This window comes from Porphyromonadaceae bacterium W3.11 (genome assembly GCA_030434245.1).
In the GTDB taxonomy this organism is placed as follows: Bacteria; Bacteroidota; Bacteroidia; order Bacteroidales; family Porphyromonadaceae; genus Porphyromonas_A.
On the sequence record JAUISX010000005.1, the window covers coordinates 1 to 15859 of the forward strand.

Sequence of the window (15859 nt, forward strand, 5' to 3'; positions counted from 1 at the left end):
CTCAGTTTTTCCAAGAGTCTTTCGATGAGCTCCAGAAGCGGATGGAGGATAGCTTTGGGGCAGGAGGAGACGGTGACATCAGAGACGATATCCGTTGGCTGGTCGATTCGGCTCGGGGCAATATCGATGGCTATAAAGATGCCATGGATGCTTTTCGGTCTGAGCTGGAGAAACAAGGTCTGCAGCTCCCTGATATGGATGCAGGGCGCAAGGCGGAGGCTCGAGGTATTGGTAGGATGACGCAAGACTCTGCAGAGCGACTCGAGGGACTGATGACGGTGCAGGTGGACCGACTATCGACCCTCGTAACTTACGCCAAGCAGACGGACGATTACCAGCGTGATGCAAGGGTGTACTTTGCTACCATGATCCGACAGATTGACCGCATCGCAGCGAATAGCGACTATCTCCGCAAGCTTGATAACATCGCTACTGACATGTATAGAGTGGCACAAGACGGTATTTACCTAAAGAAATAATGTGATGGCGACACTGATCAACAATATAGACATTAATGCACAAGGCATCTACCTCGCACGTCATGGCGCGGAGGAACTCTTTACGCTCCCTAATCTCTCCGATGCGGAGGTCAATGACTGGCAGGAGGTGGAGGGCTTACAGGTGGACTTTACCACCGTCCAGCTCCAGCACCCCGAGGTGGTGGTGCGTTACGTGGTTACTTCGCTCGCCGCTCGGTCGGCTCTCGAGCAATACCACAAGGCAGAGAGCATTAAGCTAACGCCCCACGGCTGGGGGCGTACCTTTACCCTCCGCAAGGCTAATGCGGACAACTGCAAGGTGCTGGCCAAGGGTGATCATATCATGGAAATAGCCTATCGCTATGAGCTGGACGACTTGCCTAAGACTCAGATAACGTCAGATGTGGAGCCTGTAGTTTTTAGATCAAGATACAAAATTGGAGGTGTCTCACTATCTCAATTTGGAATGGTCATCAACGAGACACATGCGCTCTATACACCTGATGATTTTAAGGCATTGACGCTCGTGCGAGATATGAGAGAGGCACAACTAATGTGTACGATGTTCGCATCATCTTGGTCGGTGCTGTGGGCTAATCGTGCAGCTCTCTGGGATGCTCTGCAAGGGGAGTTATCTCTATCTACGGACATGGGCACAACTCTTAAGGCTCGCTACCTCTCATGCTCGACACCTAAGCAGGTGAGCCAGCAACCAGTTATCTCATTTACGCTTAATCTACAATTGATATGATAACTATATACAACGCACAAGGAACTAAGATTATTGATGTGGCCAACCTCGAGGGGAGCTACTGCGATCGCTCGATCATGGGTGGCAGCACCCTCCAGTTGGTGGTTAAATCTGATAAACCTATTGATATCCCTCTTAACTCTTATGTGGAGTATGAGGCACGTCGCTATACATTGCTCTACCCAGCGAGCATCAAAAAGCAACACAGCAAGGAGTTTGATTACACCCTGCTTTTTCACGGTGAGGAGGAGCTCCTCTCCTCCTGTCTCATCAAGGATATCTCGGGTGGCATACCTTACCGAGTGAAGTTTGCCATCACAGCTAAACCGATTGACTTCGTCCGCTGTATCGTGGACTCGCTCAATGAGCACTACGGCGGTGGGTGGAGTGTTGGCAATGTGATCGAGGCGACCGAACAGACACTCGCCTTTAGTCATGAGTACTGCCTCGGGGCCATCTCTAGAGTGGCGGAGGTGTTTAATACTGAGTTTAGCGTCGACAATAAGACGGTATCGCTCGGCAAGGTAAGCATCATGGAGGATAACCCTCTACCGATGAGCTATGGCAATGGTAAGGGGTTCCGCCCTGGCACTGGGCGACACAATGACGGTAAAAAGTCGGCGATCGGCAAACTCTATGTCGAGGGTGGCACACGTAATATCGACTACTCAACCTACGGAGCTCAAACACTCCTCCTACCTAAATCTGCAACGCTACAGTACAATGGTCGTACATATCATACGGATGCGCATGGCATGTACATCACCTGTGATCAGGCAATCGGCACTGCGGAGGATAGCTACGATGGATCCGCCGTATATCCGATGCGGGAGGGTACAGTGTCTGAGGTCATTGAGGAGGCAGATGGATACGATTTTACCGACACCTCTATCCCTGAGAGCTTGAATTTTAACGACTACCGTATCAAAGGCGAAAAAGCGGTGGTGGTCTTTCAGACGGGAGCACTCACAGGGCGGGAGTTTGCTCTTGTGCAAACGAAAGGCAAACTCAGTGGCTATATCCACTCCGAGCGAAAGTTTAAGCTCGTGAGCGAGGAGCAGGATGGATTTATGATGCCTGGGGGCAACTTTGTCCCCAAGGAAGGTGATAAGTACGCCATCTTCAATATCACCCTCCCTGCCGAATACCTCTCGAACGCTTCTCAAAGGCTCTTCGAGGAGGCAGTACGATACTTCGATACGGTCATTAATCCTCCCTATATCTTTTCTGGGGAGGTAGATCCCATCTGGGCGAAGAAGGAGTGGCTACGCATCGGTGGGTATATGCAGCCAGGTGGGCATTTACTTTTTAGCGACCCGCAGTATCACCCCGAGGGATCTGTCATCCGAGTGACGGGTGTCCGCACACTCCTCGACAAGCCCTACGCTCCACAGCTCACCCTCTCCAATGCACCAGCTGCACTCAGTGTGAGTAACGCCCTCTCCAAGCTCGAAGCAGACAAGGTGATAGCCGAGCGAGAGCGGAGGGCACAGCAACGCTCGCAGCGACAGGACTACCAGCAGGCGCTGGAGTTCATCGGGATGGTCGAAAAGGCTATTGAAGGGCTGGAGGGCTTTACGGCGAGGATAAAACCGAGCGTCGTGGAGACCATGGCAATTCTTATAGGTAGCCAGGCGACACAGTTTGGATTTGTCCAAGCGATTAATTCGCTTGAGGCTGCCCCTTTTTCTGTGAATTATGACCCCAGCACCAAGCGAGTAATCATCAGTAAGGGCATCATTAGACATCAGACCATCGGCATTACCGATATGACTGCTAATCGACCAGCTACCGATTACCGCTACTGGTCAATCCCTGAGTACATCTCACCAGCACTTACTGATGATTTCGCCAGCTACTACATTTATGCGAAGGTAGATAGAAATGGGCAAACTGGTAATTATTTATTATCCGAAAAACCTATAGAAATGGAGAGTGATTCTCTAAGCTATCATCTCCTTATTGGTACTTTATCCAGCATTGTGGATGGCGATAGAGCGTACAATAAGCTATACGGTTACAGCCTTTTCACTCCAGGTCAAATGGTCCTAAATACCATCTCGAGCACAAACGGTGCTATGACCATCAACCTCGAGACAGGCGAGATCTACTCCGATGCGATCCACTTCCGTCGCCCCGATACTCAAGAGGAGACGAACCTCATCGACTACATCGATGAGGTGGACACGCATCACCCTATCATCAAGAATGGCACCTGGTGGCGCTGGGATGGCACGCAATATGTGGACACGGGAGAACCAGCGCAAGGTGCAGACGGTAAGGATGGAAAAGACGGCTTACAAGGATTACAAGGGAAAGACGGCAAGGACGGACTCCCTGGTCGTGACGGTAAGGATGGGAAAACTCAATATACCCACATCGCTTATGCCAATAACGCATCGGGTGGTGGCTTCTCTCAGTCTCCTACTGGAAAGGCTTATATTGGTATGTATGTGGACTTCGTCGCCACAGACTCGAGTGACCCAAAGAAGTATAAGTGGTCGCTCATCAAGGGGGCAGATGGGCGTGACGGCATCGCTGGTAAGGCAGGAAAAGACGGCCGAACCCCTTACCTGCACATCGCTTATGCTAATAGTTCGGATGGTCGGCAAGGGTTTAGCGTGAGCGATAGCCAAGGCAAGACCTATATCGGCACTTACACCGACTTTGTGAAGGCGGATAGCACAGATCCAACTCAATACAAATGGACGCTCATTAAAGGCCGCGATGGTCGTGACGGTAAGGATGGAAAAGACGGCTTACAAGGATTACAAGGGAAAGACGGCAAGGACGGACTCCCTGGTCGTGACGGTAAGGATGGGAAAACTCAATATACCCACATCGCTTATGCCAATAACGCATCGGGTGGTGGCTTCTCTCAGTCTCCTACTGGAAAGGCTTATATTGGTATGTATGTGGACTTTGTGCAAGAGGATAGCAGCGACCACAAGAAGTATAAGTGGTCACTGATTAAGGGTGCAGATGGGCGCAACGGTACCCCAGGCAAGGCGGGTGCAGATGGTCGCACCCCTTACCTGCATATCGCCTACGCCACATCAGCAGACGGAAAGAAGGGTTTTAGTACAACTGTGTCAGCAGGCAAGACCTATATCGGCACTTACACCGACTTTGTGAAGGCGGACAGCACTACTCCATCAGATTACAAGTGGACGCTCATTAAGGGTAAAAAAGGGGACCGAGGTCCGACTGGTCCGAAAGGCGACGGTCTAGACGTCAAGGACACTAGAAATGATAACCAACTGCCAAACTGGTATCGTAAGAATTACCGCTATACCACCGTCAAGGAGTTTAAGTTTCAAGGTGTTATTGAAATTCCGAAGGTCTGGAGGGATGGCTCGTATTGCACGCTTGAGACGACAGTCAATTGGGGTGATAAAAGTGGCGGTCGAGTGACGCAGAAAGCGACTCTTAACAGCGGTCAGGAGTTGTATCGTGTCGGTAGTGCTGATGATAGTGCGTGGGGCGAATGGAGCAATCTCAAAGCGGAGGTACAAGAGATCAACGCTGGACTTTCCAATGCCAACACCCTCATCTCATCGATCGAGACCATCACTAAGCAACTGAAGGAGGGCAAACTTGATGCGAGCAAGTTCGATGACATCCGCTACCTCACCGACGCCCTCCAGCACGGCGAGACCACCATAGCTGGCGGTCTTCTGCTCACGAAATCCATCCTCATGAGCAACAAAGATGACGAGATCACTACCGCCATCTCTGGCTACTCCCATGGCGGCGGTGTAGCGTTCGAAGCTGGGATTAAGAACTATAAGCAAGAGAACCACACCTCCCGCGTGGTAATCAACCACGACGGCTCAGCTCGATTCGGAGACATGTACCTGAACGCTGACAAAGAGGATGTGGTGAAGTTTGTCGACCAGTCATCGGGTGAAAATCACGAGTATCTGAAGTTTGGTGGAACTGCCCCCAGCGAAAGCTACATGAACGATCAGAGTACAGTGATTAAAGAGTTCCCGATGCCGTCTGTACGAGCTGAAAACAAGAGTGGCGAGTTCCTTATTGTGAAAGAAGATGAGAGTATCGAAAGCAACAGAGAGATAAGGCATGAGATTGAATTGACAGCGACAGCTGAGGCAGTCGCAACTCGGGAAGATCTTAACTCCGGAGGACTATCGATTATGTCAGCCCGTTCTGCTTATGAGCTAGGAAGTGACCGAGGAGACAGAATAATTAACTATCTGCCTGCCTGGGCGAATAGCACTGCTCATGTGGAAGTCAAAGTGTACAATAAATCTGGAGTCGTCGTCTGGAGCGACACAAGCACGAAAGTGACAGCAAGTGCACACGCCAAGGGATGCTCTGTCTCATACACGGAAATCTTACCCCTCGAGGATATCCAAGATGTGCAGACCCAGACGAAGAAAGTATATATGCGCATTCCAGCAAATGTAATGGTAAAAGGGTACAAATGGAGGGTTTATCTTGTGGTGAATGGCTCTGCAAGCGACAGAGGAAGTTCTTATCGAGCATATACAAATGCGGGTAAAGAGTTCGTCCCTTACGACCTCTCAAAACCCTTTGTGGCACTAGCGAAAGACCGTGTAGCGTTTTTCTTTGGGCGACAAAGGCAGATACTATTCAACTACTTAAGCAACTGGGTGGTGAAAATAGTTGGGGATGTCCTCGTCCAGGGAACACTCAAAGCCGACATCCTCGAAGCTGACGAGTGGAAAGGCAGCGGTGCCGTCCTCGCTGGTGCCATGTTTGATGAGAATGGCAAAGAGCTGAAGGGCTTCGGGAAGTATAAGAATAGAGCAGGAATGTCATCTGGCAGTACAGTCTATTCTTATAATAGTAAGCTCTACACTGTCTACCACTCCATCCCACACAGCCGATACGTGCCGGTCGTGCAGGTCTCAGGAGAGACAGGAAACAATGGCGGATGGTCTCTTACGCCACGAGTCTATAGTGTCTCGGCATATAGCTTTACGGTGGGCATAATCACCAATGGAGACAATAAAACACGAAATGGGCTATCCTACGTAGCCTACCAAGCTGATTAAGAGAAAGAGGGAGGAGCGACCAGTATAGTCACTCCTCCCTCTCCTTTTCTCTGTTGGAAAGTTATCTTATTGCTTTCCCTCCGCTTTTAATGCCTCCCACTCCGCTTTGGTGACCGGTATGGCAGTAAAGGCCTCCTTGAAGAGCCTATACACTTCATCGTAATCCCCCGCCTTGTAAGCCTTGCGAATCCCCTCGCTCGCCTCCTTCATCACGGCATTAGGGATGTACGCACCTACCTCTCCTTCTACGATTGGGATAAGGATACGCACATCTCGCCAGTCGAGGAATCCCTCGTTCAGAGAGCCATCCTCTGAGATGATCATTTCTCCCCACATCTTTATCCTGGCGTTAGCGATATCTCTTTGTTCATCGCCGACTCCAATGTTTGTTTCACGTTTATAGATTGGATCGTAAAAGTAAAATGCCAAGGCCTTCTCCACGACCTCCTTTGGTGTCAAACGCTTGAACTGATCCCCCTCCACGGTGGGGATTGTATTATCCTCAATTACCCTCATACCCTCATTTTTAATGTTAACATAAACGAAAGCACCATCCTTGAGCACCTTCGGCTTTTTGTCCCCGTTACACGCTGTAAGCAATGCCACTACTGCCAGCATCATCACTAATACCTTTTTCATATTATTTTAGTTTTTATAATTAATTGATTCTTTTACAAATATACACTAATCCGCGTATATAGTTAGATAAATCCGTCAATAGTTGCGGATTCGCCCCCATCATTGTGTTGTATCTCCTGATATAATCTTTTGCAGTTCCAATAATTTCTGTATATTTGTCGTGCTAACAATCTAAGAGGGCGGAAGCTCTCGACACATAAACGAGGGCTATTTTTATATCCGCTCACTTGGAAAAATAAAACTGCGGTCGTACCCCTGCGTGGTAGGTTAATGCCCCACAAACAAATCTCTTGGATTGTTAGCAGCAGGAAAGGCGACCGCTTTTTATTACTTACAATTATGGTACAGAAATCGACCAACATCTTTGCCTACGAAGGCAACAACATCACCTTTGCTAAGGGCGACGACCTTATGATCAACGCAACCCAAATGGCACGACCTTTTGGAAAAAGACCAGCCAAATGGCTTGAACTTCCATCTACTCAAGAATTCATTTCTCAGCTCTCAGCTATCCGAAAATCGGATAGGTTAATCGAAACAGTTAATGGTGTTGGTACATGGATGCACGAAGATGTAGCACTTGAATTTGCAAGATGGTTGTCCCCACTGTTTGCTATTTGGTGTAATGACCGTATCAAGCAACTTCTCCTTGATGGTGTAACCTATCTCGAGCCGAAGGCCTTTAAGGACGTGCCGATGGTGATCACTTCAGAGGGTAAGCAAGGGTACTACTTCCGTGATGTGCTGAGCGCTGTGGGGTATTCTCGTATGAGTGGCACCGCAAACGACTATAAGAAGCGGTACCCCAATGACTTCTTTCAACTCGCAGGTCGTAACTATTGTAGCCCTCGCATCGCACAGCTCATAGGGAAGAGGGCTGAGATTCGACAGCTCGAAGCCGAGATGATGCAGTCACTCCCAAGTGGAGAGGAGGTGTGCTTATGATGCGTGCTGGAAAAGCAGTACAGGATGCTCGAATGAGGTTCTTGGATGACTTATTCTCGTGGGATTCGGCTACTAATATGTATCGGAGCTTATCCAATGCATGTCTGCGACTGACGATTAACTATCTCTATTATAATGAGAGTACAGGGGTAATACCGACTACGAAGGATATTGACGAACTCAGACTACTGTACGACTTGGTAGATTGGCTCGGCAATGTGGCTGAAGCCGAAGGGGAGGAGTTGAAGTAGTCGCTATTAAGTGACAAATGAGGAAGCCCGGGCTATTTCGGTAGCCCGGGCTTTTTCGTTCGTTCGCCGCTCGACCACCACCAGAGAGGCACCCGAATAATATTATAAATGTACGTGTGCGTCACAATCAAATGAGCCGTTTCGTTTTTCATCCTCTCCATTTTCTATACAACATAGAGAGCCATTTCGTTTTGTCTTTGAGAGCCGTTTCGTTTCGGCGATTATAAATTCAAGAATAAACACAGCTACATTACACGTTTTTTTTATTTTTCAAGTAGTATTATTTCAATAATCGATAAGAGTGTCGCTTTTCTAAAGCTAAATCTTTTTCGAAATTCTAAAGATGAATTATTTTTACTAACTACAGGTGATTTTAAGACTCTCTTCCATACTCTATTCTTAATTCTAAATAAATTATTGTTTGCTATTGGCGGTATTGAAGAATTTTATTACCTTTGCAGACACAATTCGGGATGTAGCTCAGTCCGGTTTAGAGTGCGCGTCTGGGGGGCGTGAGGTCGCTGGTTCGAATCCAGTCATCCCGACGTTCATTAAATGAGACTTTGAGCGTTGCGAAAGATAAATAATGGTCGGGTAGCTCAGCTGGATAGAGCAACAGCCTTCTAAGCTGTGGGTCCTGGGTTCGAATCCCAGCTCGATCACTAATACAAGTTGATCATAATATGGTTTTTTTTGTAAGGAGCAGAGTTGGGGTTATTCCTGACTCTGCTTTTTTTGTATGTAGTTATGAGTATCCAATTGTATGTACGATACATATAGAAATATAAACTCACCATATTATGATGAGTAGAAACAATGCCCAACTTATATGAAGATAAATTCATAATTATTGGCTATATTTGCGAACTAAAGCACATATATTATTTATATTAATAATGTATTGTGTCTTTACGGTCATATTTAGAATAAAAAATAAATAGAAATATATTAATAACACTAACAGATGCAAAACAAAGGTTTAGTAAAAGGAATTGCTATAGCCCTTACGATTATTTGTGCGTTTTATCTCTCGTTTACATTTGTATCGGGACATTACACACGAAAAGCTAAGGAGTATGCTAATGGAGATGTGAATAAGGAGATTCGTTATCTTGACTCTCTTTCTGCCAAGAAAGTGTGGATGAATTATTCACTAAAGGAAGTGAGAGAGAATGAGATAGGCCTAGGTCTCGACCTCAAAGGTGGTATGACTGTAATTCTTGAACTCAATGCAGCAGATGTCCTTGAGACTTTATCAGGAAATAGTCAAGATCCTGTATTTAGAGCTGCACTTGAGTCTGCGGATGCCAAGCAAGAGCGTTCTCAGAAGGATTTCATTAGTCTGTTTATTGACGAATTCCACGAGAAGGATCCTGGAGCAAGACTTTCAGCCGTTTTTGGAACATTAGAACTTAAGGATAGGATCAATTCCAGCAGTACTGATGCTGAAGTTGAAGCTGTTCTTCGTTCTGAGCTAAAAGAAGCTATTGATAGTTCACATAAAGTTCTCCGTACTCGTATAGACCGTTTTGGTGTAGTTGCTCCTAATATCCAAAGACTAGAGGGCAGTAACCGTATCTTGGTAGAGCTTCCAGGTATTACTGAGCCTGAGCGTGTTCGTAAGTTGCTCCAAGGAAGTGCTAATCTTGAATTCTGGGAGTGCTATTTGCTTCCTGAGATTTGGGCTGAGCTTGAAAAGGCTGATGAGTTATTAGCAGAGCTCCAGTCACATAGAGATGCCAATGTTACAGAGCAAACACAGCCTGTAGAAGGTGTTGAAGATGGGATGAAGGATGAGTCAGCAGTAGAAAATGCTAATGAGACCACTACTGAGCAAAGTGATTTAGATGCTCTTAAGGAAAAAATGACTGAAGAGGCTACCACTGCTGATGATGTAGCTAAGGCTACAACTGTTGATACTCAATCACATCCATTGTTCTCTAAGCTGATGCCAAATATAGCACAGGGACAAGTTATTTCTTCGGCTATTGTTGGTATGGCGAGAGCTACAGATATGGCTGCTATTGACTCTATGCTTAATCTTCCACGAGTGAAAGAGATTTTACCACGTAACCTTCAATTGAAATGGAGTGTCAAGGAAATCGAAGAAGGGGCTAAGGTATATCAGCTGTTTGCTATCAAATCTACTCGTAGAGATGGCAGAGCTGCCTTGTCTGGTGACGTTGTTACTACAGCAGAGAGTGTTATTCAGAACTCACATGGTCGTCAAGATCCAGGTGTTTCGATGAGGATGAATAGCGAAGGAACTCGTGAGTGGGCTAGGTTGACTAAGGAGAATGTGGGACGACCTATCGCTATCGTCCTTGATGATGTGGTTTACTCCGCTCCTAATGTTATCAATGAAATTCCTAATGGAGAATCTTCCATCACAGGTAATTTTACTATTGACGAGGCTAATGACTTAGCAAATACTCTTAAGTCAGGAAAAATGGCGGCATCTGTACGTATTGTACAAGAGGACGTTGTTGGACCATCACTTGGTAAAGAAGCGATTCGTGCAGGTGTGATCTCTTTTGCCATAGCACTAGTTCTGTTGATGATCTACATGTGTGCTATGTACGGAATAATGCCAGGTCTTGTTGTGGACGTCGCGTTGTTACTTAACTTCTTCTTTACTCTTGGAATATTAGCTTCATTGCATGCGGTATTAACACTACCAGGTATTGCTGGTTTGGTATTGACTCTCGCTATGGCGGTAGATGCTAACGTTATTATCTTTGAGCGTGTCAAGGAAGAGTTGGCTGTTGGTAAGTCTATGATTCGAGCTATTGAGGATGGATACAAAAATGCATTCTCTGCGATCATCGACGCTAATATTACCTCTATCCTTACAGGTATTATCCTATACTATTTCGGTACTGGTCCTATTCGAGGATTTGCCACCACTCTGATTGTTGGTTTGATCTGTTCATTCCTAACAGCCGTATTCCTTACTCGTATCTTCTTTGAGAAGAAAGCCAAGAGTGGCAAGATGGATAAGGTAACCTTTACTACATCATTGTCCAGGAACTTCTTGGCAAATACTAACGTGAACTTCGTTGGCAAGCGCAAGATGGGACTAGGCATTGCACTCCTGATTCTCTTGATAGGTGGTGTATCTCTTGGTACTATGGGTCTTAATTCAGGTATTGACTTTACTGGAGGTCGTAACTACGTTGTGAAGTTTGATCATCCAGTCTCTACAGCTGAAGTCGCAGATCTATTGTCTGAGCCACTTGATGGTGCTGTGAACGTTATTACTATCTCTACATCAGATCAAGTGCGTATCTCTACCAATCATAAGATTGACATTAATACCCCAGAAGTGGATCATGAGATTGAGTCCCTTATTTATGAAGGTTTGAAGCCAATGCTTGGTGATCAAGTAACTATGGATCAATTTGTCCATCACTACATACAAAGCTCACAAAAAGTAGGTGCAAGTATGGCGGAAGATATTAAGACAGGAGCTGTTATTGCAGTGATCCTTTCACTGATTGTGATGGCGTTATATATCTTGATTCGTTTCCGCGATGTTGCCTTCTCCGTAGGTGCTTTTGCTTCAGTAACCTTTACTGCACTTGCAATTATAGCTTTCTACGCTCTACTTTGGAAGATTATGCCATTCTCAATGGAGGTGGATCAGACATTTATTGCAGCCGTGCTGGCTATTATTGGTTACGCTATTAACGATACTATTGTGGTCTTTGATAGGATTAGAGAAACCCTACGTATGTATCCTAATAGAGATCGATTCTCCATTTTCAATTATTCTCTTAATACTACACTGACACGTACATTCAATACCTCTATCAGTACTATTTTGGTAATCTTGATTATCTTTATCTTTGGAGGAGCTAGCATCCGTAGCTTTACATTTGCGATGATGTTAGGTGTGATATTCGGTACTTATGCTACACTCTTTGTAGCTACTCCTATTGCTTATTATATTAATAATAAGAAGCATATTAAGGCAGGTGGCGAAGATGGTGAAAAACTAGCAAAAGAGAATAAAAACTAAGACCTCCTATTCTTTATAATATAATTCTTTAGCGAGGATGTATCCAGTGTGATGCATCCTCGCTTGTTTTGTTTATCACAGCTTCTTAGCAAAGAGACGGTTGTTTTTGATGTCTAAGATTTTTTGATATAACAACACGATGTCGTTACTGATACTTTCTAGGTCATTGATTTTATTGTGAGAGCGGAGCTAAATTGGTTGTCTGATATTAAGTTTTTTCCCCATTGTAAGCTATTTTAGGGGTGTGACTTAGTATCTTGATTCGAATTAGAATAGATAGCACCATAATTAACTGCCATTTATGTATAAAAAGAGAGGTTTTGAATTGTAACCACAAGACGCTTTTTTTTAAGCTGAATTCTGACGACATTTTAGTTATATGAAAGAGAAATGCTTCCTATAGGGAGAACGATTTTTTCCTATAGGAAGAAGATTCCCTATATATATGAAGATTTTTTTCACTCTTCTTAGTCTTGTCTTCTTCTGAAAAAAGTTGACATAGTTGAGGTTTCTATTGCTGATTTACTTGACTCATGAGTTTGAGGATTTACTGAGTTAATTTACCGTACTATTTTAGAGTCCTATTTTTGACCATTTAGACTGATTTTGCCTTAGGTGTCTTGTCTGCTAGAATGAAAAGAGAAAGTCCCAGTGTAATGAATTGAAGGTACCGGTAAAATATTTTGAAGGTGCCGGTAGAATTGTTTGAGAGTAGCGGTAGGATGAAAAGATTGTGCCCATGCTCGCGACCTATATTATGGTATTAAGTGTGATGAATACTGAAAAGCGTAGTTAGGTACAGTTTTTCTTATCTCTATTTCCTTCTCCGTTCTCTATTTCGTAATATTTTGGGTAATTTTGAGGCTGAATAAGTGTGTAAGGATACGTACAGAATGTTATGGAATTAGGAGAAGATAAAGATAATCTAACCCCGAAAAAGCAGACTAAAGCTTGGAAAGTAATACTTTTTAATATTGCAGCTATGGTCGTTATTGGCTTGGTATTAATATGGATATCAATGCTGTTGCTAAAGTCCTATACCCGACATAATCAGGCCTTCAGAATGCCTGATGTGACTGGTATGACTCAAGAAGAAGCTCAGAGAACATTGAGTAAGGAGAGTTTGATGATGGAGGTTACCGACTCCATATATAGTGAGCTGATGCCAGCAGGAGTGGTTTTAGAAACTACACCCAAGCCAGGCTCTATGATTAAGAAGAAACGTACTATTTATGTTATTGTAAATAACTCGCAGGTTAAGCAGTTGTCCGTACCAGACGTTCACGAGATTTCTAGACGACAGGCAGAAGCCTTGCTAAGGGGTAGTGGGTTCATTAATGTTACGGTCAAGTACATTCCTGGTACTTTTCATGATTTAGCTCTATATCTTAAGAATCCTAATGGTAGGATATTGACTGTAGGAGAAAAGGTTCCCTATAATATGGCACTCACACTAGAGGTGACTAGCTCTGATATGATGGAGGAAGCGATACGTGATAGCTTGATTAGTGAGGGTGTAGAGGAGTCATTAATTCATAATGGACCAAAGGATACCCCAAATCAAAGTAACGATAACCCTGACAATTCTGGAGAAGATTGGTTTTGAGTGATATTGAACTGATGTCCGATAGGGCGATTCATACAGAAGGTGATATAGACTTGGATCTTGAGGATGGTGATGTAGAGGAGCAGAGGGAGCTTTTCGAACACTATTCAACTATCGTGGATAAGGGGCAGAGTCCGTTGCGAATAGATCGCTTCTTAGTGGATAAGATGCCTAAGGTTAGCCGGAATAGAATTCAATTAGCGGCAGAAGCGGGAGCTTTGTTTGTTAACGATAAGCCTGTTAAGTCTAATTATAAGGTTAAGCCTGGTGATGAAGTAGCTCTGAAGCTAGAGAGACCACCGTACGAATTGGAGATTATTCCTGAGGATATTCCCCTGAATATTGTCTATGAAGATGAGTACTTACTTGTGGTGAATAAGCAGCCTGGTTTGGTAGTTCATCCTGGGCATGGTAATTATACGGGTACTCTGGTGAATGCGTTGGCATACCACTTGAGGGATAATAAAGCGTACGATGCTAATGATCCTAGGCTTGGACTAGTTCACCGAATAGATAAAGACACCAGCGGGTTACTACTCGTTGCCAAAGATCCAGAGGTGAGAACAGCCTTATCCAGACAATTCTTTCATAAGACGACGCGTCGTGAGTATCAAGCGTTGGTCTGGGGACGACTACCAGAGACCGCTGGTACCATTCGGAGTAACCTAGGACGTGACCCTAAGAATAGGATGCTGATGTATAACTTTCCATACCTTGGAGAGGAAGGTAAGCCAGCAGTGACCCATTATGAGGTGATTGAGGAATTGGCATACGTGAGTTTTGTGAAATGTAACTTAGAGACAGGACGTACTCATCAAATCAGGGCTCACATGATGTCTTTAGGCTCACCGATTTTTAATGACAATCGGTATGGAGGTGATGAGATACGACGAGGAAATCGCTTTGCAACGTACAAAAAGTATATTCAAAACTGCTTTAAGCTCTGCCCAAGGCAGGCACTACATGCTAAGTCCTTAGGCTTTTATCATCCAGTGATGAAGAGAGAAATGGACTTTGACAGTCCACTGCCAGATGATATGAGTCAGTTATTGAATAAGTGGCGAGCCTATGTGGCCGCTGGTGATGTGACAGCGTCAGATGAAGTCGGTATTTGATAAGATAATTATGAAGAAAGCACCAAAAATAGCCTTAATGGCAGGGGGATATAGCAAAGAGTACGAAGTCTCACTTAAGAGTCAGGCTGGTATTCGTAGCTTTTTGGAGGGCAGCGAACTAGAGGTCTATGATTTGCTGATCACTAAAGATAAGTGGGTCTTGCTCCTAGATGGAGTGGAGTATCCTATTGATCGTAATGACTTTAGTGTGAGCCTTCCTAATGGTCAGAGATTGACCTTTGACTACGTCTATATGACCATTCATGGTACCCCAGGAGAAGATGGCTTAATGACGGGGTATCTAGATATGCTTGGTATCCCATACTCATGCTGTCCGACGGCTATAGGTGCGATGACGTTCAATAAGCATCTATGCAAACATTATCTGCATAGCTTAGGCATAAATATTGCACCTAGTATTTGTTTGCATAAGGGAGAGCACATTCGACCCATCATATTAGCTGTTGAGCCTGGATTACCTGCATTTATTAAGCCAAATGTAGGGGGGAGTAGTGTAGCTACTAATAAAGTAATGGAGGTTAATGATATATTACCTGCATTTGAAGCTGCTTTTGCAGAAGCCGATGAGGTGATGATGGAAGCATTGATTACCGGAACAGAAGTAACCTGTGGAGCCTTTGAAGATGGTGATGGGTTGCACATCCTTCCAGTGACAGAAGTGGTCCCGAAGAATGAGTTTTTTGACTACGATGCCAAGTATAATGGTGCTGTAGAGGAGATTACTCCAGCCCGTATTAGTGAAAAGATGACTGCTGAGATTCAGCAACTGACACATGAGATATACGGTTATTTAGGAGCTAGGGGGATTATTCGAGTGGACTTTATCATTCAGAATGATGTGCCGGTATTACTAGAGGTTAATACCACACCTGGCATGACAGCAACGAGCTTTATCCCCCAGCAAGTGAGGGCTGATGGACGTAATATGCGAGACGTACTCGTTGGAATTATTAACTATCATCTCGGAAGAGATTAAGAAAACTAGACGA

The 15859-nt window shown here is 44.9% G+C and carries 10 protein-coding genes and 2 tRNA genes; 11 read left to right on the forward strand and 1 reads right to left on the reverse strand.

Translation table 11 applies throughout. The annotated features are described in order from the left end of the window. From QYZ87_08410 to QYZ87_08420, 3 genes are all read left to right on the forward strand, one after another. The coding region (locus tag QYZ87_08410; protein ID MDN4754543.1) for a hypothetical protein at positions 1-479 on the forward strand (479 nt) is incomplete at its 5' end. 4 nt (positions 480-483) lie between these two features. After that, positions 484-1230 (forward strand): hypothetical protein, encoded by a 747-nt coding sequence (locus QYZ87_08415; GenBank protein MDN4754544.1) that lies wholly within the window; start codon positions 484-486, stop codon positions 1228-1230. Continuing rightward, positions 1227-6272, forward strand: a complete 5046-nt coding sequence (locus QYZ87_08420; protein MDN4754545.1) for a hypothetical protein — start codon at positions 1227-1229, stop codon at positions 6270-6272. Before QYZ87_08415 ends, QYZ87_08420 begins: the two co-directional genes overlap by 4 nt. Positions 6273-6338: 66 nt before the next feature. Here QYZ87_08420 and QYZ87_08425 read toward each other — a convergent pair whose 3' ends face one another. After that, positions 6339-6911 (reverse strand): hypothetical protein, encoded by a 573-nt coding sequence (locus QYZ87_08425; protein ID MDN4754546.1) that lies wholly within the window; start codon positions 6909-6911, stop codon positions 6339-6341. 339 nt (positions 6912-7250) lie between these two features. On the opposite strand from QYZ87_08425, the gene QYZ87_08430 reads away from it, so the two are divergent. From QYZ87_08430 to QYZ87_08465, 8 genes are all read left to right on the forward strand, one after another. Beyond that, positions 7251-7856: a KilA-N domain-containing protein gene (locus QYZ87_08430; GenBank protein ID MDN4754547.1), complete on the forward strand. Its 606-nt coding sequence runs from the start codon at positions 7251-7253 to the stop codon at positions 7854-7856. Beyond that, on the forward strand, positions 7853-8107 hold the full coding sequence (locus QYZ87_08435; protein MDN4754548.1) for a hypothetical protein: 255 nt from the start codon (positions 7853-7855) through the stop codon (positions 8105-8107). Before QYZ87_08430 ends, QYZ87_08435 begins: the two co-directional genes overlap by 4 nt. 469 nt (positions 8108-8576) lie before the next feature. Beyond that, a tRNA-Pro gene (locus QYZ87_08440) sits at positions 8577-8652 on the forward strand. A gap of 43 nt (positions 8653-8695) precedes the next feature. Further along, positions 8696-8769, forward strand: a tRNA-Arg gene (locus QYZ87_08445). A 302-nt stretch (positions 8770-9071) separates the two neighbouring features. Further along, the gene (gene secDF, locus QYZ87_08450) at positions 9072-12128 is read left to right on the forward strand and encodes a protein translocase subunit SecDF (protein ID MDN4754549.1); all 3057 of its coding nucleotides are present in this window, start codon (positions 9072-9074) and stop codon (positions 12126-12128) included. 898 nt (positions 12129-13026) lie between these two features. Continuing rightward, positions 13027-13734 (forward strand): PASTA domain-containing protein, encoded by a 708-nt coding sequence (locus tag QYZ87_08455; GenBank protein MDN4754550.1) that lies wholly within the window; start codon positions 13027-13029, stop codon positions 13732-13734. 14 nt (positions 13735-13748) lie between these two features. Further along, the gene (locus QYZ87_08460; GenBank protein MDN4754551.1) at positions 13749-14849 is read left to right on the forward strand and encodes an RluA family pseudouridine synthase; all 1101 of its coding nucleotides are present in this window, start codon (positions 13749-13751) and stop codon (positions 14847-14849) included. Positions 14850-14859: 10 nt separating this feature from the next. Beyond that, positions 14860-15846 (forward strand): D-alanine--D-alanine ligase, encoded by a 987-nt coding sequence (locus tag QYZ87_08465; GenBank protein ID MDN4754552.1) that lies wholly within the window; start codon positions 14860-14862, stop codon positions 15844-15846. The last annotated feature ends 13 nt before the right edge of the window (positions 15847-15859 follow it).

What these genes read in the sequence shown, in the direction of transcription:
- QYZ87_08415 (MDN4754544.1), top strand. Translation starts at nt 484, where the DNA reads ATGGCGACACTGATCAACAATATAGACATTAATGCACAAGGCATCTAC.
- QYZ87_08420 (MDN4754545.1), top strand. Translation starts at nt 1,227, where the DNA reads ATGATAACTATATACAACGCACAAGGAACTAAGATTATTGATGTGGCC.
- QYZ87_08425 (MDN4754546.1), bottom strand. Translation starts at nt 6,911, where the DNA reads ATGAAAAAGGTATTAGTGATGATGCTGGCAGTAGTGGCATTGCTTACA.
- QYZ87_08430 (MDN4754547.1), top strand. Translation starts at nt 7,251, where the DNA reads ATGGTACAGAAATCGACCAACATCTTTGCCTACGAAGGCAACAACATC.
- QYZ87_08435 (MDN4754548.1), top strand. Translation starts at nt 7,853, where the DNA reads ATGATGCGTGCTGGAAAAGCAGTACAGGATGCTCGAATGAGGTTCTTG.
- secDF (MDN4754549.1), top strand. Translation starts at nt 9,072, where the DNA reads ATGCAAAACAAAGGTTTAGTAAAAGGAATTGCTATAGCCCTTACGATT.
- QYZ87_08455 (MDN4754550.1), top strand. Translation starts at nt 13,027, where the DNA reads ATGGAATTAGGAGAAGATAAAGATAATCTAACCCCGAAAAAGCAGACT.
- QYZ87_08460 (MDN4754551.1), top strand. Translation starts at nt 13,749, where the DNA reads ATGTCCGATAGGGCGATTCATACAGAAGGTGATATAGACTTGGATCTT.
- QYZ87_08465 (MDN4754552.1), top strand. Translation starts at nt 14,860, where the DNA reads ATGAAGAAAGCACCAAAAATAGCCTTAATGGCAGGGGGATATAGCAAA.